General features: G+C 65.6%; 21 protein-coding genes and 1 tRNA gene. 11 read left to right on the top strand and 11 right to left on the bottom strand.

Annotated features, from left to right (window positions below):
• Window positions 1-92: 92 nt before the first annotated feature.
• Window positions 93-1,259: an N-acetyltransferase gene (locus MTR65_RS09705; protein ID WP_243799574.1), complete on the bottom strand. Its 1,167-nt coding sequence runs from the start codon at window positions 1,257-1,259 to the stop codon at window positions 93-95.
• A 176-nt stretch (window positions 1,260-1,435) separates the two neighbouring features.
• Here MTR65_RS09705 and MTR65_RS09710 point away from each other — a divergent pair, with 176 nt between their 5' ends.
• A complete protein-coding gene (locus MTR65_RS09710; protein ID WP_243799577.1) occupies window positions 1,436-2,572 on the top strand; it encodes a fatty acid desaturase family protein in 1,137 nt (378 codons plus the stop codon).
• Between the two features lie 188 nt (window positions 2,573-2,760).
• On the opposite strand, the gene lptG is transcribed toward MTR65_RS09710, so the two are convergent.
• From lptG to MTR65_RS20245, 4 genes are all read right to left on the bottom strand, one after another.
• Window positions 2,761-3,858 (bottom strand): LPS export ABC transporter permease LptG, encoded by a 1,098-nt coding sequence (gene lptG, locus MTR65_RS09715; protein WP_243799579.1) that lies wholly within the window; start codon window positions 3,856-3,858, stop codon window positions 2,761-2,763.
• 1 nt (window position 3,859) lies between these two features.
• Window positions 3,860-5,098, bottom strand: coding sequence for an LPS export ABC transporter permease LptF (gene lptF / locus MTR65_RS09720; protein WP_226634104.1), 1,239 nt, complete (start codon window positions 5,096-5,098; stop codon window positions 3,860-3,862).
• 253 nt (window positions 5,099-5,351) lie between these two features.
• Window positions 5,352-5,738, bottom strand: a complete 387-nt coding sequence (gene clpS, locus MTR65_RS09725; protein WP_213503289.1) for an ATP-dependent Clp protease adapter ClpS — start codon at window positions 5,736-5,738, stop codon at window positions 5,352-5,354.
• 134 nt (window positions 5,739-5,872) lie between these two features.
• Entirely contained in the window at window positions 5,873-6,406 is a 534-nt protein-coding gene (locus MTR65_RS20245; RefSeq protein WP_243799581.1) for a phasin family protein, read from the bottom strand.
• Between MTR65_RS20245 and MTR65_RS09735 the strand changes: the two genes are divergently transcribed.
• Window positions 6,393-6,848 carry a hypothetical protein gene (locus tag MTR65_RS09735; protein ID WP_243799584.1) on the top strand — a complete coding sequence of 152 codons (456 nt, stop codon included), beginning with the start codon at window positions 6,393-6,395 and terminating at the stop codon, window positions 6,846-6,848. The two genes, MTR65_RS20245 and MTR65_RS09735, sit on opposite strands and share 14 nt — an antisense overlap.
• Window positions 6,849-7,033: 185 nt before the next feature.
• Here MTR65_RS09735 and MTR65_RS09740 read toward each other — a convergent pair whose 3' ends face one another.
• On the bottom strand, window positions 7,034-8,911 hold the full coding sequence (locus MTR65_RS09740) for a PHA/PHB synthase family protein (RefSeq protein ID WP_243799586.1): 1,878 nt from the start codon (window positions 8,909-8,911) through the stop codon (window positions 7,034-7,036).
• 235 nt (window positions 8,912-9,146) lie between these two features.
• On the opposite strand from MTR65_RS09740, the gene MTR65_RS09745 reads away from it, so the two are divergent.
• Together MTR65_RS09745 and MTR65_RS09750 are read left to right on the top strand one after the other, a co-directional pair.
• On the top strand, window positions 9,147-10,349 hold the full coding sequence (locus MTR65_RS09745) for an LL-diaminopimelate aminotransferase (RefSeq protein ID WP_243799588.1): 1,203 nt from the start codon (window positions 9,147-9,149) through the stop codon (window positions 10,347-10,349).
• A gap of 127 nt (window positions 10,350-10,476) precedes the next feature.
• Window positions 10,477-11,241, top strand: a complete 765-nt coding sequence (locus MTR65_RS09750) for a helix-turn-helix domain-containing protein (protein ID WP_243799590.1) — start codon at window positions 10,477-10,479, stop codon at window positions 11,239-11,241.
• Between the two features lie 91 nt (window positions 11,242-11,332).
• Here MTR65_RS09750 and mobA read toward each other — a convergent pair whose 3' ends face one another.
• Window positions 11,333-11,854 (bottom strand): molybdenum cofactor guanylyltransferase, encoded by a 522-nt coding sequence (gene mobA / locus MTR65_RS09755; protein WP_243799592.1) that lies wholly within the window; start codon window positions 11,852-11,854, stop codon window positions 11,333-11,335.
• 224 nt (window positions 11,855-12,078) lie between these two features.
• Here mobA and MTR65_RS09760 point away from each other — a divergent pair.
• Window positions 12,079-12,152: transfer RNA gene (locus tag MTR65_RS09760), tRNA-Cys, on the top strand.
• Window positions 12,153-12,254: 102 nt separating this feature from the next.
• On the opposite strand, the gene MTR65_RS09765 is transcribed toward MTR65_RS09760, so the two are convergent.
• The 4 genes from MTR65_RS09765 to MTR65_RS09780 all read right to left on the bottom strand — a co-directional run bounded on the left by MTR65_RS09765 (window position 12,255) and on the right by MTR65_RS09780 (window position 16,545).
• Window positions 12,255-13,325, bottom strand: coding sequence for a phosphotransferase (locus MTR65_RS09765; RefSeq protein ID WP_243799756.1), 1,071 nt, complete (start codon window positions 13,323-13,325; stop codon window positions 12,255-12,257).
• Complete coding sequence (locus MTR65_RS09770; RefSeq protein WP_419145041.1) at window positions 13,322-14,515, bottom strand: acyl-CoA dehydrogenase family protein; 1,194 nt, start codon at window positions 14,513-14,515, stop codon at window positions 13,322-13,324. The genes MTR65_RS09765 and MTR65_RS09770 overlap by 4 nt, the downstream gene beginning before the upstream one ends.
• Window positions 14,516-14,699: 184 nt before the next feature.
• Complete coding sequence (locus MTR65_RS09775; RefSeq protein WP_243799595.1) at window positions 14,700-15,599, bottom strand: SDR family NAD(P)-dependent oxidoreductase; 900 nt, start codon at window positions 15,597-15,599, stop codon at window positions 14,700-14,702.
• Window positions 15,600-15,609: 10 nt separating this feature from the next.
• A complete protein-coding gene (locus MTR65_RS09780; RefSeq protein ID WP_243799597.1) occupies window positions 15,610-16,545 on the bottom strand; it encodes an SDR family NAD(P)-dependent oxidoreductase in 936 nt (311 codons plus the stop codon).
• A gap of 157 nt (window positions 16,546-16,702) precedes the next feature.
• Here MTR65_RS09780 and MTR65_RS09785 point away from each other — a divergent pair, with 157 nt between their 5' ends.
• The 6 genes from MTR65_RS09785 (at window position 16,703) to MTR65_RS09810 (ending at window position 24,323) form a co-directional block, all read left to right on the top strand.
• Complete coding sequence (locus tag MTR65_RS09785; RefSeq protein WP_243799599.1) at window positions 16,703-18,130, top strand: MFS transporter; 1,428 nt, start codon at window positions 16,703-16,705, stop codon at window positions 18,128-18,130.
• A gap of 48 nt (window positions 18,131-18,178) precedes the next feature.
• A complete protein-coding gene (locus MTR65_RS09790; RefSeq protein WP_243799601.1) occupies window positions 18,179-18,943 on the top strand; it encodes a nuclear transport factor 2 family protein in 765 nt (254 codons plus the stop codon).
• Window positions 18,944-19,061: 118 nt separating this feature from the next.
• Window positions 19,062-20,492, top strand: coding sequence for an NAD-dependent succinate-semialdehyde dehydrogenase (locus tag MTR65_RS09795; protein ID WP_243799603.1), 1,431 nt, complete (start codon window positions 19,062-19,064; stop codon window positions 20,490-20,492).
• A 7-nt stretch (window positions 20,493-20,499) separates the two neighbouring features.
• Window positions 20,500-21,555 carry an amidohydrolase family protein gene (locus MTR65_RS09800; RefSeq protein WP_243799605.1) on the top strand — a complete coding sequence of 352 codons (1,056 nt, stop codon included), beginning with the start codon at window positions 20,500-20,502 and terminating at the stop codon, window positions 21,553-21,555.
• Window positions 21,552-23,186, top strand: coding sequence for an MFS transporter (locus tag MTR65_RS09805; RefSeq protein ID WP_243799608.1), 1,635 nt, complete (start codon window positions 21,552-21,554; stop codon window positions 23,184-23,186). Before MTR65_RS09800 ends, MTR65_RS09805 begins: the two co-directional genes overlap by 4 nt.
• 213 nt (window positions 23,187-23,399) lie before the next feature.
• A complete protein-coding gene (locus MTR65_RS09810) occupies window positions 23,400-24,323 on the top strand; it encodes a sulfotransferase family protein (protein WP_243799610.1) in 924 nt (307 codons plus the stop codon).
• Window positions 24,324-24,393: the final 70 nt, after the last annotated feature.

Consider the following 24,393-nt stretch of genomic DNA (forward strand, 5'->3'; position numbering starts at 1 on the left):
CTTCCTGCAATTGAGCCTCGGCCGCGCGACGAAGGCCATCGGCAAGGAGCCTGCGAGAACTATCGCCCGCGCCCTCCCCCAAATCGCCGCGATCAGAGCGCCTTTTCGTAGATCGCGTATTCGCGGTTGATCTGGCTGTCGATGGCGTCGGCGATGGCGACCATGCCCTGGTTGTCATCGAGGATCCAGCCGATCTCGGCCCGCTTCGCCCCGAACTTGGCGGTGGCCGAGCGGCGGATGAACTCGATCATCATGAAGGCGAGCTGGCTCGCGAGGCGCGAGGATTGCAGCTTCTTGCGCACGCCCATCAGCGGCACGCGCATGTCCGCCGGATAGGGGCGCCGCAGCCACAGCAGCAGCTTGATGAGGCCCAGCACGCCCGGCTTGCCCCTGGCCCCGTTCACCCGCTTCTGGATGCCGTTGAGGTCCGGCAGGGTCATCATGAAGGCCACCGGCTCGCCCTCGTACTCGGCGATGCGGATGAGCTCGGGATGGACCAGCGGCTTCAGGGCCTTGCCGGTGTGCGCGATCTCTTCTTCGGTAAAGGGCACGAAGCCCCAGTTGTCCGACCAGGCATCGTTGAGGATCTCGCAGATGATCCCGGCGTCGCGGTCGAAATGCTTGAGATCGGCGTTGCGGATCGTGATCTTGGCGTTCTTCTCGCCCGAGGCGACGATGCGCTGGATGAGCTTGGGGAAGTCCTTGGTCACGTCCAGGTCATAGGTATAGAGCGTCTTCGCGCGGGTGTAGCCCTCGCTCTCGATCCAGCCCTGGTAGGCCGCGTTGTGGTGCCCCATCATCACCATCGGCGAATGGTCGTGGCCCTTGACCAGAAGGCCCGGCTCTTCCCAGACCGAGAGGTTCATGGGCGCCAGCACCCGGGTCATGCCCTCGCGGCGCAGCCAGCCCTCGGCCGTGTCGATCAGCGCCTTGGCAACCTCGGCGTCCTCGGCCTCGATCGCGCCCCAGTTGCCCGTGCCCGGTCCCATGCCCTGCTCGACCGGCTGTTTCAGCGCCAGTTCATCGATCTGCGCCGATATGCGCCCCACGACGCGGCCCTCGCGGCGCGCCAGGAACAGCTGGTGGCGGGCATGGTCGAAGAACGGGTTCTTGCCGGGCGTGAACTTGGCGATCTCCTCCGAGCGCAGGTTCGCGACCCAGTTTTGATCTGACGCATTGAGTCGATAACTGCAATCGACAAAGGCAGCCCGGTCGGCCTTGCTCGAAACCGGAGTGATGACTAGTTCGGCTTTGGCCACGATCCTGCCTTTGTTTGCGTGTAGGAAATGGGAATGAATTGAGGCGAACTGCGACCGGAACCGGTCTTTTGTCAAGCGGCGTACACGGTGAGGCTGTGCACGCCCAGGGCGAAAGGCGCCCGTTCCCGCCCCCGGATCGCCCCGACCTCGCGAAGGTCACAAGTGGAATTGATGAAATGAGTGCCCAGGAAGCCCTTGAAGTGAACCCGCAGCCTTGTGAAGGCGCCGCCGCCGCGCCCACACAGGCGCGCGTGCGTGCCGTCGCGCCGGGAACGGTCGGGAGCTGGCATGCCCAGATCCCGGAAGACCGCGCGATGCTGCGCGCCGCCGCCCAGTTGACGCGCGACATCGCCAAGGCCCGGCCCGAAATCTACTGGCCCGACATGCTCGGCTCGGCCGCGCTGGGCTATGCCGCGCTCGCAGGCGCAATCCTGGTGGAGAACACCGTGCTCGCCGTGGCGCTGGGCCTGTTCGCCTCCATCGCGCTCTACCGCGCACTGCTCTTCATCCATGAAATCACCCACATGCACCGCGATGCCCTGCCGGGTTTCCGCTTTGGCTGGAACTTGCTGGTGGGCATCCCGATGCTGATCCCCTCGTTCATGTACGAGGGCGTCCACGCTCAGCACCATTCGCGCAAGCGCTACGGCACCATCGCCGATCCCGAATACCTGCCGCTCGCGCTGATGAAGCCCTGGAGCCTGCCGGTCTTCGCGCTGACCGCGATCCTGCTGCCGCCGGCCCTGCTCATCCGCTCGGCCATTCTGGTGCCGCTCGGCGTCATCATCCCGCCGCTGCGCACGCTGGTCTGGGAGCGCGCCTCCGCGCTGGCCATCAACCCCAGCTACCGCCGCGAGAAACCCAAGGGCGACTTTGCCCGCATGGTCTTCTGGCAGGAACTGGGCTGCTCGGTCTGGGCCATGGCCGTCCTTGCTGCCAGCTTCACCTACGGCTGGCGCCCGCTCCTCATCGCCCTTTCGGTGGTCTCGCTCACCGCCTTCCTCAACCAGGTTCGCACGCTCGTCGCGCACCTGTGGGAGAACGAGGGCGAGGAAATGACCCTGACCGCACAGTACCTCGATTCGGTGAACGTGCCCCCGCCGGGCTTCCTCTCGCCGCTCTGGGCGCCCGTCGGCCTGCGCTTCCACGCGCTGCACCACCTGCTGCCCTCGATGCCCTACCACTCGCTGACCGAGTGCCACCGGCGCCTCAGCGCGCACCTCGGCCTGGAATCGACCTACGAGAAGGCGAGCTACCCCGGCCTCCTGCCGCTGCTCGGACGGCTCGTGCGCGGGACGATGTCGCGGCGTTGAGGGTTCCTCTCATGCACACGAAAAAGCCGGCGCAGCGCCGGCTTTTTTTGTAGAGAGTTCCGAGGGCCATCGCCCTCGGGCTCCCAAAACTGTCAAGCTCACCATTCTCACGCCACGTTGGCGCGCGTAAGGTGGGGTCGCCCATTTGGGGGTCCAAGGGGCGATGGCCCCTTGAATCTGTACTGGTTCTATTCCTCGGTCCGCACCAGCACCGCTTCGCCGATAAGGGCGAAGAGAACAAACGGCGCCCAGGCCGCAACCAGCGGGGGGTAGCCGCCGAAGTTGCCCATCGCGAGCGCCGCGTTGTCGAGTACGAAGTAGGCAAAGCCCAGCGCCATGCCCGCGATCGAGCGGATCAGGAGCTGGCCCGAACGGGCAAGGCCGAACCCCGCGACAGCGCCCAGCAGCGGCATCAGGATCGAGGCCATGGGCCCGGAAATCTTGTGCCACCAGGCCGCTTCGAGCGAGCTTGTCCGGCGCCCGGCGACGCGCAGCGCCTCGATCGAAGTGCTGAGCGTGAAGATGTCCTGCGAATTGGCATCGACCTTGGACAGCGTCACCTTGCCCGGCGTCACGTCCTTCGCGACGATCACCGCGGGGACCTGGGTGGTCGTGGTGGTTTCCACTTCGAAGACGGTCGCGTTCGCCATCTTCCAGCCCGGATTGGCGTAAGTTGCGCGGTCCGCGCGCACCTGCTGGACGATCATGTCGTTCTCATCGCGCGCGTAGAACGTGACGCCGTTGAGGATCAGTCCGGCCCCCTCGCCCGTCATCGTGCGCGCGGTCATCAGGTCCTGCCCGTCGGCGAAGTAGATATTGCTGCGCACGCCCGAATCTTCGGGCACCGGGCCATAGTCCACCGAGCTCCAGGCATCGAGCGTCGCCGTCGCGCGGGTCACCACGCGCTCGTTGAAGACAAAACTGATCCCGGCGATCACCGTCGCGCTCATCAGGAGCGGTGCCAGGATCTGGTGCGCGGAGAGCCCCGCCGCCTTCATCGAGATGACTTCGCTGTTCTGGTTGAGCGTGGCCAGCGTGATGATCGTCGCGAGCAGCACCGAATAGGGCAGAAAGCGCGCGATCAGCTGCGGAACGCGCAGCGAGACGTAGTAGAGAAGCTGCGATTCGCCATTGCTGGGATAGGCCAGGATGTCGCCGCTCTCCCCCAGGAGGTCGAGCACCTGGAGCACCAGGACCAGCATCACCAGCATCGCCGCGATGCGGGTCACGAACAGGCGTGCAAGATAGAGCGTCAGGGTACGCGAGGGGAAGAATTCCAACTGCATCTCAATTCTGGTCCTGCGGCTCGGGCAGGACCGGGCCGTGGCTGCGACGACGGCGGCGCAGAAGCGACTTCAGGCGCTTGGTGAGCATCTCGAAGCCCTTCTCCAGCCAGCCGATGGCCTGGCCGCCGGGCACGTAGGCCACGCGGTAATACATCCACAGGATCAGCCCGGCGAGCACGAGGAACGGCCCCCACAGGCCGATCACCGGATCGATCCGGCCGAGCGCGGCGACGTCGCTCGCGTACTGGTTGACCTTGTGGTAGGCGACGATGATCACGATCGAGACGAACAGGCCGAGCGAGGAGGTCGAGCGCTTGGGCGGGATCGCGAGCGCCACCGCCAGCAGCGGCAGCAGCAGCATCATTACCACTTCGACCATGCGGTAGTTGAAGTTGGCCTTGCTGGAGGCGCGTTCCTCGGCGGTCTGCGGACTGTCCTTGTTCCAGCCCAGCTGCATCAGTTCGGGCAGCAGGTACTCGCGGCTCTGGCCGCCGCGCTGGCGGAAATTCTCGATCGCGGGCAGATCGATCGGCAGGTCGTGCCGGGTAAAGGAGAGGACGCGCGGCGCATCGCCGGGCATGTCCTGGATGATCTGGCCGTTTTCGAGCCGCAGGATGATCGTGTCGGGCGAGCCCTGGAGCGCCATGAAGCGGCCCTCGCGCGCCGAGATCGAGAGCACCTGGCCCTTGGAGTTGGCAACGCGCGCGAAGATACCCATGAGGCGGCGCCCCTCGTCCTCGCTGGCATCGATGCGCAAGGCAATGCGGTCCTCCAGCGTGGTGAACTCGCCCACCTTGATCGACGCGCCGAGCGCGCCCGACTGCAGCTCGTAGTTGAGCTCTTCGTAGTAGTAGCGCGAGAGCGGCTGGAGGTAGCCGACGATGGCGAAGTTCACCCCCACGAGCACAAGCGTGATCATGTAGGGCACGCGCAGCATGCGGGTGTAGCTGAGGCCCACCGCGCGCATCACGTCGAGTTCGCTCGAAGTCGCAAGCTTGCGGAAGGCGAGCAGGATGCCGAGCATGAGGCCGAGCGGGATCGCCAGGCTCGCGTACTCGGGCAGCATGTTGACGAGAAGCTTGAAGACAACGCCGACCGGCCCGCCTTCGGTTGCCACGAAGTCGAACAGGCGCAGCATCTTGTCGAGCACCAGCAGCGAGGCGGCGAGCACGAAGATGCCCAGCATCGGCATGAGCACGAGGCGCAGGATATAGCGGTCTATGGCGTTCAGAAATTTCACGTAGTCGTCATCACAGCGCCGGGTTCGCCATGGGCCTTAACGGCTCGTTCGCCTCGGGAAAAGCGAATTGTCGAGCCTGCCGCGCGCGCCGCGATGCGTTCCAGGCAAAAGGGATGCAATCGAGAGGCATGTCGAAAACCCCGAAAGGGAAAGGACATGTCCAACGAACATGCGCCGCGCGCGTTCCCTGCCCCCACGCGTGCGGCCATACCCAGCGAGGCCGAACCGCACGAGAACTGGCAAACCTGGCCGCTCAGGCCTTTTCCAGCGTGCACTGGAGCGGATGCTGGTTCTGCCGGGCGAAATCCATCACCTGGTTCACCTTGGTTTCCGCGATCTCATAAGGAAATATCCCGCAGACACCGACGCCCTTCTGGTGGACATGAAGCATCACGCGGGTGGCCTGTTCGAGGTCCATGTGGAAGAAGCGCTTGAGGACCATCACGACGAACTCCATCGGCGTGTAGTCGTCGTTCAGCATCAGGACCTTGAACTGGCTCGGCTTCTTGGGCTTGGCGCGGGTCTTGGTGGCGATGCCGACCTGATCGTCGTCACCTGTACCGGGTCCGTCCTCCCCCGCCCCGGTGGCGACAAGAGGGGATACGCGGTGCAACAGGGAATCGTCGAAGGGGTAAGCCATAGAGCCTGAATATCGCAAAGGGAGCCTCTTTCGACAAGACGCTCCCTTGGATGGATTACCGGATATGCGCCACAGCGAGAGGGGGACGCGGCCAAAACCCCATCCCCATCAAGCCGTTAGCGTAAAAGGCGTGATCAGGCCGAAGTCGCCTTGCGCGCCTTTTCCATGGCCATGCTGACGCGGCCCGAGAGCGGGGCGAAGGCATCGCTCATCAGCTTGAGCATGGCTTCGCTGTTCTTCGAGCTGGTCGCCACGGCGGTGTCGAAGTTCTTGCGGACCATGTCGCCCTGGAGCTTGAAGAAGTCGGTCGGCGACTTGGCAGCGGCGAGTTCCTTGATGTCACCCGACATGGTCTCGAACGCCGAGCGTCCTTCGGTGACCATTTCCGAACCGAAGCTCTGCATGCCCTCGGCAAAGATCTTGCCCGATTCCATCATTGCTTCGACGTTACCCTTGGTGAAATCGGATGCTTCGCCCATCATCGACGTACCCTTCTCAAAGGCTTCCTTGGCCTTGCTCTGGGCCTGTGCCATCGCGTCCTGGAAGCTGGTGAAGTTAGCGCTCATGTCCATTGTCGTATCCTCGAGCATGAAGTTGTTGAGTAGCCCGGCAAACGCGGGAGCAGTGGATGAAGGAGCGGTCTTGGGCGCCGCCTTGGGTTTCGCCACCTTCGGGCTTGCCCCGGCCTTCGCCGGCTTCTCTTCAGCCTTGGTGACAGTCGGTTTCGGCGCGCTGGGAGCGGCCGGTTTCGTGGGCGTGGGCGCGCTTGCCTTGGGAGCCGCGGCTGCCTTCGCCGGAATTTTCGTCGCTGCGGCCTTCCTGGGCGCCGCCTTCCTGGCCACGGGCTTCTTTGCCGCGGGAGCCTTGGGGGCCGGTGCCTTCGGAGCCGGAGCCTTTGCCGCGACCTTGGCGGCCGGAGCGGGTTTCGCCGCAGGTTTCGGGGCGGCTACGGGAGCCGGTGCCACCTTGGTTTCGTCCGCCTTGGCCGAAGCATCGACCTTGGGCGCATCTTCGCTTTTCGGAACTTCGTTTTCAGCCATCCCGCGAATCCAGCCTCTCGTGCAGCGTCACGTCCGGAAGATACTCAAAGCATTCGAAAAGCTGCCTTGAAGAGCGTGCCCGAACATCCTTTGTTGCAGTGCACAATACGCCTCAAGCCCCCTGCCGTCAAGCTCGACTGCCTCCAGTTCGCATGCAATCCATCGCATTGCAGCATGAATGGGCGAAGGTGTCAGAAAGTTAATCCGTAACCGGCGCTCCTGGTTCCTTCACCCGGTGAATTGATGGGCGCGCGCTCAGCGTGTCATCACGTAGCGGCCGGGCGCGTCCTCGATGACCGTATCGCCGCGCCCGCCCGGACGGCGCTTGCCGCGCGCGGGGACTTCGTCCGGCGTGCGGGCCCGCAGCCACGCGGCCCAGTGCGGCCACCAGCTGCCCTTCGTCTCCGTGGCTCCGGCGATGAATTCGGAGAGATCCTGCACATCGCTGCCATTGGTCCAGTACTGGTACTTGTTGGCCGAGGGCGGATTGACCACGCCCGCGATGTGCCCCGAGCCAGCCAGCAAGAAGGTCCAGTCCCCGGCAAGGTAGCGGGTCAGCTTCCACACGCTCTCGGGCGGCGCGATGTGATCCTCGCGGCCCGCCTGGATGTAGCAGGGCGTGACGATGCGGTGCAGGTCGATCGGCTCACCCAGCGCCTTGAGCGAATCCGGCACGACCAGCCGGTTGTCGCGATAGAGATCGCGCAGGTAGTCCTGATGCCAGCGCGCCGGAAGATTGGTAACGTCCCCGTTCCAGTGCAGAAGGTCGAAGGCGGGATGCTCCTCGCCCTTGAGGTAGTTCTTCTCGACGTAGTTCCAGATGAGGTCGTTGCCGCGCAGCAGGTTGAAGGTGGCGGCGAGGTAGCGTCCGTCCAGGTAGCCCTCGGGCGAGAGCAGCGCGAGGTTGTCGATCTGCTGGCTGTCGACGAAGTTCTTGAGGTCGCCCGCCTCCTCGAAATCGACCTGGGCTGTAAAGAAGGTCGCGCTCGCCACCTTGTCCGCCTCGCCGCGCCGCGCCAGCAGCGCCAGCGTCGCAGCCAGCGTGGTCCCGGCCACGCAGTAGCCGATGGTGTGGACGGACGGCACCTTGAGGCGCGCGCGCACCAGTTCGATCGCCTCGATCTGCGCGGCGATGTAATCGTCCCAGACGACGTCCGCCATGGTCTCGTCGGCCGACTTCCAGGACACCATGAAGACGGTGATGCCCTGCTCGGCCGCCCAGCGCACGAAGCTCTTTCGCGCGTTGAGATCGAGGATGTAGAAACGGTTGATCCACGGCGGGAAGATGACCAGCGGAGTCTCCAGGACCTTGTCGGTGGTCGGCGTGTACTGGATCAGCTGGAACAGCGGCGTCTCGTGGACCACCTTGCCCGGCGTCACCGCGATGTTCTCGCCCAGAGTGAAGAAGCCCGGGGAGGTGTGCGTGAGCTGCCCCTTGCGCAGGTCCTCGACGAAGTTCTGGAAGCCGCGCACCAGGCTCTCGCCCCCGGTGCGGCTGGCCTCGGTCATGGCAACCGGGTTGGTCAGCGGAAAATTGGCCGGGCTCAGCGCATCGACGAGCGCGCGCGTCGCGAACAGGAGCTGCGCCTTGCGCGCAGGCTCCATCCCCTCGGTCGCTTCGGCGAGGCCGATGAGCTCCTGCCGGAACATGAGGTAAAGCTGGTGGATGAGCGCGAAGAAGGGCGTGGAGCGCCACTCCTCGGCCCCGAAGCGCGCGTCGCGCAGCGGCAGCTCGGGCGCATCGCCGGCGCCCGCCTCGCTGGCGACATGGCCGTGCTCGCCGATGCCGTAGCGCGCGAGCACGGCCTGCGCGAGTTCGAGCCCCTGCGTCCAGAGGCGCTGCTGCACCTCGGGCCGCGACAGGGGCAGGAGGCGCATGACCGATTCGAGCGTGCCGATCCACTTGAGCGGATCGCTGAAATGCCCGGCACTGCTCTTGCCGCCGACCTGGAACTGCTCGACCTGGTAGTCGGTCCAGATGGTCTGCATACGCTCGGCGATCTCGGCCCAATGCACCACGCTTTCGGCGTGCGCGCTTCCCTCCTGGGGCGCCAGGAGCCCGAACAGCTCGGTCATCCCCCTGGTCTGGTTCTGCAGGATCTCGCTCAGAAATTCAGTGGCGTCGTGCGCCATGCGGCCAGCTCCTTCCCCGTCTCTCGCGCTGCGCCCCTCGGGCACTGGGTACCCCCTGTCTGCGGCATCGCAGCGAACCTGTCGAGGGGCTTTGCACGGGCGCCAGAGCAAACCGCCCCCGCGGCGCGCGCAACAAAATTTGCACAAGAGACCCATTTGCGTGGGCTTCGTTATCCACTAGAGGGGCGCTTAGGCATTCCCGCCGCCCACAGACACGGATTTTAGAAGATAGGTCATGGAAGACGAGTTCTACCGCATCAAGCGCCTGCCGCCCTACGTTATCGCCGAAGTCAACGCGATGCGTCACGCGGCCCGGCGAGCGGGACAGGACATCATTGACCTGGGCATGGGCAACCCCGACCTGCCGCCCCCGCAGCACGTCATCGACAAGCTGTGCGAAGTGGCGCGCAAGCCCGACGCGCACGGCTATTCGCAGTCCAAGGGCATTCCCGGCCTGCGCCGCGCCCAGGCCAACTACTATGGCAACCGCTTCGGCGTCGACGTCGACCCCGAGACCGAAGTCGTCGTCACGATGGGCTCCAAGGAGGGTCTCGCCAGCCTCGCCACCGCGATCACTGCGCCGGGCGACGTGGTCCTGGCCCCCAACCCCAGCTACCCGATCCACACCTTCGGCTTCATCATCGCGGGCGCGACGATCCGCTCGGTGCCGACTACGCCCGACGAGCACTACTGGGAGCAGCTCGACCGCGCGATGGCCTTCACCGTCCCGCGCCCCTCGATCCTGGTCGTGAACTACCCCTCGAACCCGACCGCCGAGACGGTGGACCTCGCCTTCTATGAGCGGCTCGTCGCCTGGGCGAAGGAGAACAAGGTCTGGATTCTGTCCGACCTTGCCTATTCCGAGCTCTACTACGACGGCAACCCGACCCGCTCGATCCTCGAGGTGCCCGGCGCCAAGGACGTCGCGGTGGAATTCACCTCGATGTCGAAGACTTATTCGATGGCGGGCTGGCGCATGGGCTTTGCGGTGGGCAACGCCAAGCTGATCGCGGCGATGAGCCGCGTGAAGTCCTACCTCGACTACGGCGCCTTCACCCCGATCCAGGCGGCCGCCTGCGCCGCGCTCAACGGCCCGCAGGACATCGTCGAGAAGAACCGCCAGCTCTACCAGAAGCGCCGCGACGTGATGGTCGAGGCCTTCGGCCGCGCCGGGTGGGACATCCCCAGCCCGAAGGCCTCGATGTTCGCCTGGGCGCCGCTCCCCCCTGCCCTCAAGGACATGGGTAGCCTCGAATTCTCCAAGCAGCTCCTGACCGAGGCCGAAGTCGCCGTGGCCCCGGGTGTCGGCTATGGCGAGGACGGCGAAGGTTTCGTGCGCATCGCAATGGTTGAGAATGAACAGCGCCTGCGCCAGGCCGCGCGCAACATCAAGCGCTTCCTGAACAGCAAGGGCGTGAACAGCACCGCAACTTCGTAGAATCATGTACTTGCGCAGTTGTAGGTATTCCTACCTGTAATATTTTTGCAGTTGTTGCTTCCCCCCATCGCACCCACTGTGCCTTCGAGAGAGACCGCAGTGACACTTTGCGTTTGGGGGGACAAACATGGCGCAGGCCCATAGTACGAAGGTTAACAGTAGAACATTCCGCTGGCTGGGCGCGGAGCCGCTTCCAGCCAGCCACGATCTGCGGATACGGGGCTGGAACCTGGTAACGAGCGAAGGTTCGGACGAACCCGGTCCGGGCACCCTCAGCCTCATGGATCTCGCTGCCTACGAGGCCCTATGCGAGAGCGAAGCGGGCGCCGCGTTGAGCTGGACCTGCAGGAAATCGATCATGGTGATCGATATCGATTCGAGCCGGGCGCGCGCCGACCTGCTCCACGCCGGCATCGGCGATGCCATTCCGGCAGATGTCTGCCTCGAGGAACTCGACGCGCGGGGGCGACTGCTGATGGAAGCGATCAAGAGCCTTCCGCGCGTGCGTCGCCTCGGCCGCCTTCGCCTCGACCTGCTCGCGCGCGAAGGCTACCACGAAGACACCCCGCTCAATCTCAATCCGCGGGAATTCGCGCTGATCTGGCGGTTGGCGGAGAACATCGACCGACCGGTCAGCAAGCAATCGCTGATCCACGATGTGTGGCGCATGGGATTTGTGCCCGAGACGAACAGCATCGCGGTGCATATGTCGCGCCTGCGCCGCAAGCTTGCGCATGTCGGCATCCGCGACCTGATCGAGACGATCCCGGGCGGCGGCTATTCGCTGCGCAACCCGCAGACGCATGGCCTTTCCCGTGACGAGAGCCGGAGCGCAGGCACGTACTCCAGGCCACATGCCATGTCGTCGGCAAGCCCGAGCCTGGCGAACTGACACCAGACCGTGATGTCCCTGTCCATGGGCTCCCCCGGCCCCCTGGACGGCACATCACCTACCTCGTCCCGAGACATACAAACCCATCTGCTCAGCGCGGCAAGAGCGCGGCCAGGTCCTCCGGCGTATTGACGTTGGCCAACGTCCCCTCGCAGGCGACCGCGCGCGCGCCGATGCTCTCGGCCAGACGCCGCATCGAGCGGCGCCCCTCTCCCATCAGGATTGCATCTGCCGCCGCGAACGCCGCGACGGGCCAATGCCCGATCACCGGTTGGTCCAGGAGGAAGGCGGGCGCGGGCGAAAGCCGGGCCAGCAGGTCTTCGGGCAGAAGCGGACAATCCACCGGCGCGCTGAGAACGGAGGCAAACGCCTGCTCTTGCGCGTGCCGCAAGGCCCCGGCAAGACCCGCCAGAGGCCCCATCCCGGCGCGCGGCCAATCGGGAAGAACCGCCACAGGCGCATCCTCCCGGCCCACCACGACGACCTCGTCACACCAGGCCTGCAGCTGTGCGACGGCTCTCTCCAGCAGGCTTTCACCCGCAAAGCGCGCGAGCGCCTTGTCCGTGCCGAAACGCCGCGACTGGCCTCCCGCCAGCACCACACCCAGGATCATGCTTGCGCGCTCCTTGCCGCCCACACACGTCATGTGCCCCGCCACGATGGCGCAGCCGCCCCCGCCCGTGCAAGCCTCCCGCCCCACCAAGGCGCGGCACGCGGCCCGAAAAACCGGCATTTGCACAGGAACCTGCGAAAGATTTCCACCCAGCATCGTTTTCGCGCCGAAAACCCATTGCGCAAGCCGCGATCCGTTGTTACTGGCGCTTCCTCCACACCGAAGGCCCGATGGCGGAGTGGTGACGCAGCGGACTGCAAATCCGTATACGCCGGTTCGATTCCGGCTCGGGCCTCCACTACAGTCGTACGCATGTTCGACCGACTTCGGACCTGTGGCTTCTCTCCAAATCCTTGGCATGATCAGCGCCGGTGCATTGCCCGATGCTCTCGCCCGCGCGTCAGGTGCGCTCCATTGCCGCGCACGCCAGGCGGGCCAGGCGCGGGAAGGCCTCTGCGCGGGAGAGCGCCTGGGCGTTCGCGGCCGTGCCGCGCAGGACCCGGCCCTTGATCCCGTGGAAGATCGCGGCAAGCCGGAAAAGCTGGAAGGTCATGTAGAAGTCCCAGTCGGGAATCGCCTCGCGGCCCACGCGCGCGCAATAGGCCGCCACGAAGCTCGCCTCGTCGGGAATGCCGAGCGCGGCAAGGTCCGCGCCCTTGAGGCCCGCCACGATGTCGGGCGACATGCGGTACATCATCGCGGCATAGGCAAAGTCGGCCAGCGGATGGCCGAGCGTCGAGAGTTCCCAGTCGAGCACCGCGATCACGCGCGGCTCGGTGGGATGGAAGATGAGGTTGTCGCAGCGGAAATCGCCGTGGACGAGGCGCGTCGCATCGTCCTCGGGGATGTTCGCGGGCAACCACGCGACCAGCCGGTCCATGTCCGCGTTGCGCCCGGCGGCCGTGTCGGCGCGATACTGCTTCGACCAGCGCCCGATCTGGCGCGCGAAGTAATTGCCGGGCTTGCCGTAGTCACAGAGCCCCAGCCCCGCGTAATCGAGCTGGTGCAGTTCGGCGAGGACCTGGTTCATCGCATCGAAATACGCGGGCCGCTCGGCGCGCGGCACATCGGGGAACGTCGCGTCCCAGAAGATGCGTCCCTCGACCATGTCCATCACGAAGAACCAGGTGCCAAGGACCGTATCGTCGGTGCAGATGGCGTGGACCTTGGGAACGGGAAAACCGGTGGGCCCGAGCGCGGCCATCACGCGGGCCTCGCGCTCGATGGCGTGGGCGCCCTTCAGCAGCTGTCCGGGAGGCTTGCGCCGCAGGACATAGCGCGTGCCCGGCGTCGTCAGCAGGTAGGTCGGATTGGACTGTCCGCCGCGAAACTGCGCGGCCGACAGCGGCCCGGCATAGCCCTCGACATGCCCGCGCATCCAGGCATCCAGCCGGTCGAGGTCGATCTCGTAGCCCTCGCGCACCGGCGTGGTCCCGCTGTTGGCCGCGGCGATGGTCTCGCCCCCGCTCATGCCTGCGCCTCGCGCCACGCCCGCTTGATCCTTCGGGCAAGCGACCACTTGTGGACTTCGGTCGGGCCATCGTAGATGCGAAAGGCGCGCACCTCACGGAAGATCTGTTCGACCACGCTCGTGCCCGCAACGCCGCTCCCGCCCATGACCTGGACGCAATTGTCGGCAATGCGCATCAGCGCCTCGGACACCGCGACCTTGGTCATCGAGCTTTCCTCGGTGCCCTGCCCGCCCTCGTCGAGAACGCGCGCGCACCATTCGATCATCAGCTGCGCCTGTGTAAGCTCGATGCGGTTCTGCGCGAGGAGGAAGCCCACGCCTTCGTGGTCGATCAGGGTCTTGCCGAAGGCCTCGCGGCGGCAGGCGTAGTCGGTCGCGAGCTCCTGCGCGCGGATGCAGGAGCCCAGCCAGCGCATGCAGTGCGAGAGGCGCGCCGGCGCGAGGCGCACCTGCGCATAGCGAAAGCCCTCGCCCGCCTCGCCCAGCATCTGGTCGGCGGGCACGCGCAGGTTCGCGATCTCGACCGTGGCGTGCCCGCCGGGCATCGAGGTGTCGATGGTGTTGGGGACATCGAGAATGCGGATCGCCGGATCGGGCAGGTCGACAAGGAACATGCAGGCCCCGCCCGCGCTCTGCGGATCCTGCGAGCGGGCCATGACGATGCCCACGCGCGCGCCCACGGCGCCCGTGATGAAGGCCTTGCGGCCCTCGATGATCCAGTCCTCGCCCTCCTTGCGGCAGGTCGTCTTCATCATCATCGGGTCCGAGCCCGCGCCGCCCCAGTCGGCCGGTTCGGTCATGAAGAAGGCGCTGCGCGCCGCGCCCGTCAGGAGGGGAGCGAGGAAGCGTTCCTTGAGATGCGGCGCGGCAACATGGCCCAGGAGGTACATGTTGCCCTCATCGGGTGCCATCGTGTTGAGCGCGATGGGTCCGAGCGGCGAAAGCCCGGAGCGGATCAGGACGTGCGCGGTATCCACCTGCGAGAGATGCTGGCCATCGGGAAGGATGTGCGGGGTCATCAGCCCCTGCGCGCGGGCAAGGTCACGCAGTTCGGCGACCAGTTCCTCGCTCGGCGCGCCATGGTGGTCGCGGCGCGGGTCGCGCTCGTAGGGGATCACCTCTTCGCGCACGAAGGCCTCCACCCTCGCGCCGATGTCCCGGGCCCTATCGCCCGCCGTCCTTACCATCATCCGCATCCCCATCCGCCTGGCCTTTACGCCCGGTTGCTCCTGTGAGCTGTACCGTCAGGGCCGGACAGGGTTCCACTGTCAGATCGGATAGGGTCTGGCAGACCTCCTCGCCGTGGCCCCAGACGCAAGACGGGCCGCGCAGATTGCCCTGCGCGGCCCGTGTTTACGAACGTTTACCGAAGGCTCAGAGCGCGTTGGCGGCCTCGCGCGCCTTCTTGTAGCTGGCGCGGCGGCCCGCCTCGATCTGGAGACGGTCGGCAAGGCCCGGGTCCTCGGGGTACTCGCGGAAATCGGCGAGGACTTCGTCGAAGACTTCGGCCAGCTCGTCCTTGAACTCGGGGTGGGAGAAGATGTAGAACCGGTTCTCCTGGATCGCTTCCAGCGTGCGCGCGGCGATCACCTCGGGCTCCATCCCGGCCTCGTGCAGCTTTTCGAGGTTGCTCACGAACTCGGTGTTCACTTCCTTCGCGCCCGCCTTGAGCGCCTCGGGCCGGATCGCGTCGCTGGCGTAGATCTGGCTCTTCACCAGCCCCGGGCAGAGCATCGAGACACCGATCCCATGCGCGGCGAGGCTGTAGCGCAGGGATTCGCTCAGCCCCCGGACCGCGAACTTGGTCGTGTTGTAGATGCCCGGCGCGCCGTTGCACAGGAACGCGGCCATCGAGGCGGTGTTGCACACGTGGCCCCCCAGGCCCCGCTCCTTCATGCGCGGCACGAAGGTCGTCACCCCGTTGATGACGCCGTGCAGGTTGACGCCGAGCAGCCAGTCCCAGTCATCGTACGAACTGTCGTCGATGGTCTGGAAGAGGTTCACGCCGGCGTTGTTGAACAGGAGGCTGACCGGGCCAAGTTCGGCCTCAAGCCGATCAGCCGCCTGCGCAAAGCTCTCACGCGAGGCGACATCGAGCGGCACGCCCATCACGTGCTGGTTCTCCAGCAGCTTGAGCGCGGCCTCGATCGAATCCTCGCGCACGTCGGCGATGGCCACCTTGCACCCTTCGGCGAGGAGGGCGCGGGCAAGGCCCAGGCCCACCCCGTTCGCCCCGCCCGTCACGAAGGCCGTGCGGCCCGCAAGCTGTGTCATGCCCGCCCCCTTACGCGACGCCGGTTTCGGCCATCTGCGCGGCGCGCAGGGCCTTCTGCCGGTCGATCTCCTCGGTAATCGCCGAGTTGCGGAAGAGCACGCCGAAGGTGTTCTTGTACTCCTCGTTCTCGGGCAGCTGCACCTGCACCGCCGCCGTGGTCGCCTCGCCGCGCTCCTGCACGCCGATCAGGAATTCGGCGTGGGTGAGGATGTAGAGTTCATCGTTGAGGATGCCCGTCAGCACGCGCTCACCGACCTCTTCCTTGGTCTGGTAGAGGTGGAAGAAGCTGCCACCGGCCTGGCGGCCCTTGTCGGCCTCGGCGTAGCCGGTCTCGGCGAGCTCGTCAGGACGGGTGCGCCCAGCTTCGGCAATGTTCGACTGCACCGCGCCCGGGCAGAAGGCCGAGCACACGATTCCGCGCGATTCCAGTTCGGGGCGCATGCATTCCATCATCGAGGTGACGGCGGCCTTGCCCGAGGAATAGATCGTGGTGCCCGGCGCGGGCACGAGCGCGGACATCGAGGCGGTGTTGACGATGTGACCGCCCTCGCCGTGCTTCAACATGCGCGGCAGCATGGTGACGATGCCGTTGATGGTGCCGCCGACATTCACGCCCATGACCCAGTCCCAGTCGGCGAAAGTCGCCATGTCGGTGGGGCCGACAACCGCAACGCCTGCGTTGTTGCACAGGATGTGGATCTTGCCGAATTTGGCCTCGGTGGCGTCGGCGGCGGCGGCAAAGGCGTCGCGGTCGGTCACGTCGAGCTGGAGCGCGAGGACCTTGTCACCCCCGTCCAGTTCGGCTGCGGCGTCATCGAGATGGTCCTGGCGAATGTCGGCGATGGCAACGTTCATGCCCGCTCCCAGCAGGGCCTTGGCGATACCCAGGCCAATCCCGCTGGCGCCACCCGTCACAAAGGCGGTCTTCCCCGGTAGATCCTGCATAGTTCCTCACTCCTCTCCATCGATTTTTCAAACTTTTTCGGCCTTGAACCGAATCTCCTGTCTTTTTTTCACGAACAAGAGATTGTATGCAAGGCCAACAATAACGAATGGGAACGACCTGACAAGGCGTCCTGAGAGAGATGGGAAGAGAGACGCGATGGCAGTAGCGAGTGCCGGTATCGAGCCGTTCGAGCCTGCGGGCAGCGAAGCGCAAGGGGCCGCCGGTCAGGATGGCGCCGAATCGCGCGAATGGCCCAAGCCCTCCAGCGCCTACTGGGCGCTCGCCGTGATTGTCCTGGCGACCTTTCTCACCTTCTTTGATCAGGTCGTGTTCGGGATGATGGCCGAGCGGATCAAGGCCGACTTCGGGCTCACCGATTCGCAGCTGGGCTTCCTCGCAGGGCCCGCCAGCATCATCTGCTACCTCTTCGTGGGCATCCCGCTCGCCCGCCTCGCCGACATCTGGCCGCGCAAGTACGTGCTTTCCGGCGGCGTTGCGGTGATCGGCCTTGTCACCATCGCGGGCGGCATCGCGCAGAACTTCATCCAGTTCGTGGGCAGCCGCGTGTTCCTGGCCGCAGGGGGCTCGGCGCACGCGCCTGCCTCCTATTCGCTGCTTGCAGACATGTTCCCGCCCAAGAAGATCACCCGCGCCTTTGCCGTGCTGCAGCTGGGCTTCATCGGCGGATCGACGCTCGGGCCCCTGCTCGGCGGCCAGCTGATCGCGATGACCTCGCACTGGGAGCCGACCGTCTGGGGCTCCTTTCGCATCTATTCCTGGCAGTGGATCCTGATCTGGACCGGCCTTCCCGCCTTCCTTTTCGCGCTCCTGTTCCTCACCGTGAAGGAGCCGGGGCGTCTCATCATTCCGGGCATGATGAACACCGTGCCGGAAAACGCCTCGCTCTCGCGCCGCATCCTCACTTTCACCGGCCTTGATGCGGCCAAGGCGATCCACGCCAACCGCCGCGTCTACTACCCGCTGTTCTTCGGCCTCGCGCTGAGCGCGATCGAGACCTTTGGCCTTTCGTTCTGGCGCGTGCCCTTCATGATCCGCACCTACGGCTGGAGCGAGGCGCAGATCGGCGCGGTCATCGGCGGCATGACGCTCGTCGCCTCGCTGCTCGGCCTGGTCCTGGGCGGCACCTTCGTCGAGTGGCTGGCCAAGCGCCGCAAGGACGCCAACGTCTTTGCCGCCACGATCTGCTTTGCGGTCGTCACCGTGTGCTCGATCCTCTCGCCGCTCATGCCCAACGGCTATGCGGCGCTGGGCGTCGCTTCGTTCGGCGCGATGTTCGGGATTGCGGGCGCCGTGCCGCAGAACGCGGCGATCCAGCGCGTCGCCCCCAACGCCATGCGCGGGCAGGTCACCGCGATCTACCTGTTCATGTTCACCTTCTTTGGCGCGATGGGCAGCTTCGTGATCGGCCTTGTCGCCCAGTACGTCGTCGCCGACCCGGCCAAGCTGTGGCTGGCGCTGGAGATCACCGCGCTCGCCCTGCTGCCGCTCGCCACGTTCTGCATCTACCGGGCAATCCGCCCCTACCGCGAGGAGATCGAGCGTCTCGAAGCGCTGGGCCTGTGAGCCTGCCCCCAACCCGACAACAATAATCCCAGGAGAGAGGAACCCCATATGACCGACACCGCCCGCATCGAGGCCCTGGAAAACCAGGTCGCGGATCTCGCCCGCCGTCTGACCGTGCGCGAGGACGAACTGGACGTGCGCAAGCTGCAGCACCTCTACGGCTATCTCATCGACAAGTGCATGTACAACGAGACCGTCGACCTGTTCACCGACGATGCCGAAGTGCGCTTCTTCGGCGGTGTGTGGAAGGGCAAGGAAGGCGCGCGCCGTCTTTACGTCGAGCGTTTCCAGAAGCGCTTTACCCACGGCAACAACGGTCCGATCGACGGCTTCCTGCTCGACCATCCGCAGCTCCAGGACATCATCACCATCGACCCCGACGGCGTCACCGCGCACGCCCGCGCGCGCTCGATGATGCAGGCCGGGCGCCACAAGGATTACCTCACCCCCGACAACCCGATGATGGCCAACCCGCGCCAGTGGTGGGAAGGCGGCATTTACGAGAACACCTACAAGAAGGTGGACGGGGTCTGGCGCATCCACGTGCTCAACTACTTCCCGCACTGGCATGCCGATTTCGACAAGGGCTGGGCTTATACCGAGGCCGAATACGTGCCCTTCCCCAAGGTGCTCTACCCCGAGGACCCGAGCGGCCCGGACGCGCTGATCGAGGACCACTGGCTCTGGCCCACCCACAAGCTGCTGCCCTTCCACATGCCCCACCCTGTGACCGGCAAGGAAATGGTGGCCGAGCGCTGGCAGGGCGACATCGACCGCGCCAAGGCCAAGGCAGACGCCCAGGCGGCCGAATAGGCCCGCCTGCGCCCTGACGGCAGGGCTCCCTCGCGCCGCTTCGAACCCCTCTGGCGCGAGAGGGCCCTGCCTGATGGCATCTTCCACGTCCCCGATCCCTCCAGCCGCGCGGTGAGGCATGAGCGAATACCCTGAACTGTACCTGATGATCGACGGTGAGCGCCTCTCCGGCGCCGACCGCATGACCCACGATGTCCTGAACCCGGCGACCGGCGAGACCATCGGCAAGCTCCCGCTCGCGACCAGCGCGGACCTCGACCGCGCCTTGGACGCGGCGGCGCGCGGCTTTGCCACCTGGCGCAAGTCGACGCCGCAGGAACGCGCGAACGTGCTGAACGGCGCGGCGCGCCTGATGCGCGAGCGCATGGAGGACATCGCGCGCATCGCCGTCCTCGAACAGGGCAAGACCCTTGCCGAGGCGCGCATCGAGGTCGGCATGAACATCGGCCTTTTCGAGTTCTATGCAGGCGAAGTCTTTCGCATCTACGGCCGTACGCTGGTGCGCCCCGAAGGCATGCGCTCCACCGTGGTGCACGAACCCGTCGGTCCGGTTGCGGCCTTTGCGCCCTGGAACTTCCCCATCGGCAATCCGGGCCGTAAGCTCGGCGCCCCGGTCGCCGCAGGCTGTTCGGTAATCATGAAGGCGGCCGAGGAAACCCCCGCGAGCGCGCTCGCCGTGCTGCAGTGCCTCCATGACGCCGGGCTCCCGACCGACGTCGCGCAGGCCGTCTTCGGCGTGCCCGACGAGGTCTCGCGCCACCTTCTTGCCAGCCCCGTCATCCGCAAGCTCTCGTTCACCGGCTCCACCGTGGTCGGGCGCCAGCTCGCCAAGCTCGCAGCGGAGGATTTCAAGCGCACGACGATGGAACTGGGTGGCCACGGCCCCGTGCTCGTCTTTGCCGATGCCGATATCGAGCGCGTGCTCGACACCGCCGTCCCGCAGAAGTTCCGCAACGGCGGCCAGGTCTGCGTCAGCCCCACCCGCTTCATCGTCGAGGCGCCGGTCTACGCGGCCTTCCGCGAGGGCTTTGCACGCCGTGCGGCGGCCTTGCGGATCGGCCCCGGGCTCGCCCCGGAAAGCCAGATGGGCCCGCTTGCCAACCCGCGCCGGGTGGAGGCCATCGACGCGCTCATCCACGAGGCGGTGGACGCGGGCGCGCGCCTCCACACCGGCGGCGAGCGGCTGGGCAACCAAGGCTTCTTCTACCAGCCCACGGTCCTCTCCGACGTGCCGCAGACCGCGCGCATCATGAACGAGGAACCGTTCGGCCCAGTCGCCCTACTCAACCGTTTCGAGAGCGAGGAGGCGATGATCGCCGAGGCCAACCGCCTGCCCTACGGCCTTGCCGCCTACGCCTGGACATCGAACGCCGCGCGCCAGAAGCGCCTGTCCAGCGCCATCGAGGCGGGCATGGTCGGCATCAACACACCCATGATCGGGGGCGCGGACAGCCCCTTCGGCGGGATCAAATGGTCAGGCCACGGGCACGAGGACGGGCCCGAAGGCATCATGGCCTGCCTCGTCACCAAGGCTGTACACGAAGGATAACAAGGACATGACGGGAGAGCTCAAGACCGGCGGTGACAAGGGGTACCTTCGCATCGCCACCGAAGAGGCCTTCGCCACGCGCGAGCAGATCGACATCTACCTGCGCATGGTAAAGGACGGCAGCGCCGACAAGGGCATGGTCTCGCTCTGGGGCTTCTACGCGCAGAGCCCGAGCGAGCGCGCGATGACCATTATCGAGCGCCTGCTGGATCTGGGCGAGCGGCGCCTTGCCGACATGGACGCCTACGGCATCGACAAGGCGATCCTCGCGCTGACCTCGCCCGGCGTGCAGCCGCTCCTCGACCTGGACGAGGCCAAAGGCATCGCGCTCAGCGCCAACGATTACCTCGCCGAGCGCTGCCAGGCCCACCCCGACCGCTTCATCGGCATGACCGCCGTCGCCCCGCAGGACCCGGAGTGGTCCGCTGCCGAGATCCGGCGCGGCGCGAGGGACCTGGGCTTCAAGGGCGTGCAGATCAACAGCCACACGCAGGGCGAATATCTGGATGCAGGCAAGTTCGATCCGATCTTCCGCGCTCTCGCCGATGTCGGCCAGCCGCTCTACATCCACCCCTCGACCCCGCCCGATGCGATGATCGACCCCATGCTCGAGGCCGGGCTCGACGGCGCGATCTTCGGCTTCGGGGTGGAGACGGGGATGCACCTCCTGCGCCTCATCACCAGCGGCATCTTCGACCGCTATCCCGACCTTCAGATCATGGTCGGGCACATGGGTGAGGCGCTGCCCTACTGGCTCTACCGGCTCGACTACATGCACCAGGCGGGCGTGCGCTCGAACCGCTACGCATGCATGAAGCCCCTGAAGAAGACGATTGCCGAGTATTTCCGCAGCAATGTCCTCGTCACCAATTCGGGCATGGCCTGGGAGCCCGCGGTGAAGTTCGCGCAGAGCGTCATGGGCACCGAGCGCGTGATGTACGCCATGGACTATCCCTATGAAGTCGTCGCGCAGGAGGTCCACGCCATGGACGCAATGGACATGCCTTTCGATGCCAAGCGCCAGTTCTTCCAGACCAACGCCGAAAAATGGTTCAACCTGTGAAGGCCGACGCAACCCCGAGTGCCCCGCCCCTCGCGAGCGACGACAGGATCGGCACGGCCGGCTGGCGCATCCTGACGCTGATCTGCGCGGCCCAGGCGATGAGCCTGCTCGACCGCCAGATCCTCTCGATCCTTGCCAGCGACATCCGCGCCGATCTGAACATCGGCGATGCCGAGCTGGGCCTTCTCTACGGCACCGTCTTCGCGCTGTTCTACGCGCTCTTTTCGCTCCCGCTGGGACGGCTTGCCGATGGCTGGATCCGCACGAAGCTGCTCGCGATCTGCATCGCGATCTGGTCGGTCTCGACGCTGATGGCGGCCTTTGCCTCGGGCTTTGCGCTGCTTGCCCTCTCGCGCCTGGGCGTCGGGATCGGCGAGGCCGCCGCGCAGCCGACCGGCAACAGCCTCATCTTCGATGTCATCCCCAAGGGACGGCGCAGCTTTGCCATGGCCGCCGTCGCCATTGCCATTGCGCTCGGCCTTGGCGCCTCGATGATGCTGGGGGGCATTGCCGCGGACTGGTGGAACCACGCCTTTACCACCGGCGCGCCGCTCGGCCTCTCGGGCTGGCAGTTCGCCTTCGTCGTGGCGGCGCTGCCCGGCTTCATCCTCGTACTCCTGCTCCTGCGCGAACCGGAACCCGAACGCGGCAAGAGCGATGGCATCGCCACGAAGAAGGACCCGGCGCCTTTCAAGGCCAGCCTCGCGCTCTTTGCCGCCGTTGCCCCCATCACCAACTGGGCCATGCTGCACAGGCGCGGGGCTCCGGCGCGCAGCTGGATCGCCAACATCGCAGGCCTTGCCCTGATCGTGGCGGCCTGCACCACGATCGCACAGCTGGCCCAGCACTTCTCGCCGCGCCCGGCCATCGATTTCGGCGTCCTCGCCGTCAACCCGCACGTCCTGCAGTGGAGTGTGGTCGGCTTCGGGGCCTTCGTGATCCTGAACCTGTTCCAGTCGCTGAAACTCTCCGACCGCCCCGCCCACACGGCCATCGCCTCGCCCACGCTGCTGCTCCTGATGGGCGCGGGCGCGCTGCAATACGCGATCAACTACGGGGTCATGGGCTTCACGCCATCCTTCCTCATGCGCAGCTACGGCCTCTCCGCGCGCGAGACCGGGCTCAACTTCGGCCTCCTCTCGGCGGGCCTTGGCATGCTCGGCCCGCTGGTGGCCGGCCCGCTTGCCGACAAGGCCAACCGTTACCTTCCGGGCGCCGGGCGCATCGGCCTCACCCTCGCCTCTCTCGGCCTCTCGCCGCTGCTAGCGATCTGGGTCTACACCGCGCCCGAGGCGAGCAGCTTCTACCTGCGCTTCACGCTCTATTCGCTGGTGCTGACGATGTGGATGCCCCCGCTCTACGCGATGATGTACGACCTCGTCCTGCCTCGCATGCGCGGCGTGACAAGCTCGGCCTTCGTGATGATCTCGACGCTGAGCGGCCTTGGCATCGGCCCCTACGCGGTGGGCATGATCAGCGACGCCAACGGCGGCAACCTGGGCTCGGCGATCCTCTCGGTGAACCTCGTTGCCCCTGTTATCGTGGTCTGCCTCATCCTCGCCATGCTCTTTGTAAAACGCGACGAAAACAGCCTCGTCGCCCGCTGCCGCGCCGCCGGGGAGCCGGTCTGACACGCAGCCCTTCAACCTGTCTTTGATGATGTGAGCGCCCACCGATGGCATCGGCGCCCCAAGGTGGGTAGGCACATCATCAAAGCCGTTGGCGCCAGCGGATTCAAGCCTGGGTGTCCAGTCACCGGCTTGCCCCCCCCGCGACAAAATTGCGAATTTTGCGAATTGTTATCGACAGATGAGTGGCGCGATCCGTAAAAGCCTGTAGTATAGTTGCCGAGCTGCCCGCGCTTTGAGAACTCAGGGGGGCAGCTCGGGCCTCAACCCGAAGGACGTTCACAGGCGCAGGATTGCGAAACGAAATTACCTAAGGCGATACGATCAATCTTTCTCAAGAAGTGGCCCGTCGAACTGGTCAGCTGTGAGAAGGAGCCCAATTTCATTTTCCTCCTGACCCTTCCGAACAGTGGGTCGACGGCGATTTCCAAGGTCTTTCGCAGCTCTCCCAAGGTGGACGCCTTGCGCGATAACGGCGAAGGGCAATGGCTGATCAAGGGCATGTGTGAGAAGGATCGCTGGGAAAAGGACAAGGCGATCAACGCACAATCGGTGCGCTCGGTCTGGCTGAAGACCTGCCAGGCGATTCAGGAAGAGCATCCCCAGGTCGAGTTCTTCATCGAGAAATCGCCGCCCAACATGATGCGGATCGACCTGATCCGGGAACTCTTTCCCAACCACGTCATGATCGCCAACAACCGGGATCCCTACGCCAACGTCAGCAGCATCTTCCATCGCTACCAGAAGCCCAAGGAAATCGAGGCTTTCAGCGCGGATCGTCGCAAGGCGAAGATGCAGCGGATCGCGAGGACCTGGGTGGAACGCAGCGAGATCCTGCGCGAGCTCATCCTCGAGCACGATATTCCCCTGCTGACCTATGAGCAGTTCTGCAACGAGCCGAGAACGCTGCAGGACATCCTGAAGGGCATCCCGTTCACCCAGTCCATCGAGCTCGACTTCAAGTCGAGTTTCAAGGTCAAGGACTACGAGATGCAGGGGGTCGTCAACTTCAATGCGAAGCAGATGGCCAATCTCACGCCCAAGGATATCGCCGATATCAACGAGATCCTCGCGCCACATGAAGAGACGCTGGCGTTCTTCGGCTACGAACTGCTCGCGGCGGAACTCGAAGTCGCCTGATACGGAAGGCGCAGGCCTGAAGGCGCGGGTCAATGCCCCTCTGAAAATGCCCTGAGGCGCATCTTCAGGG

Source organism: Novosphingobium mangrovi, from assembly GCF_022818885.1.
Classification (GTDB): domain Bacteria; phylum Pseudomonadota; class Alphaproteobacteria; order Sphingomonadales; family Sphingomonadaceae; genus Novosphingobium; species Novosphingobium mangrovi.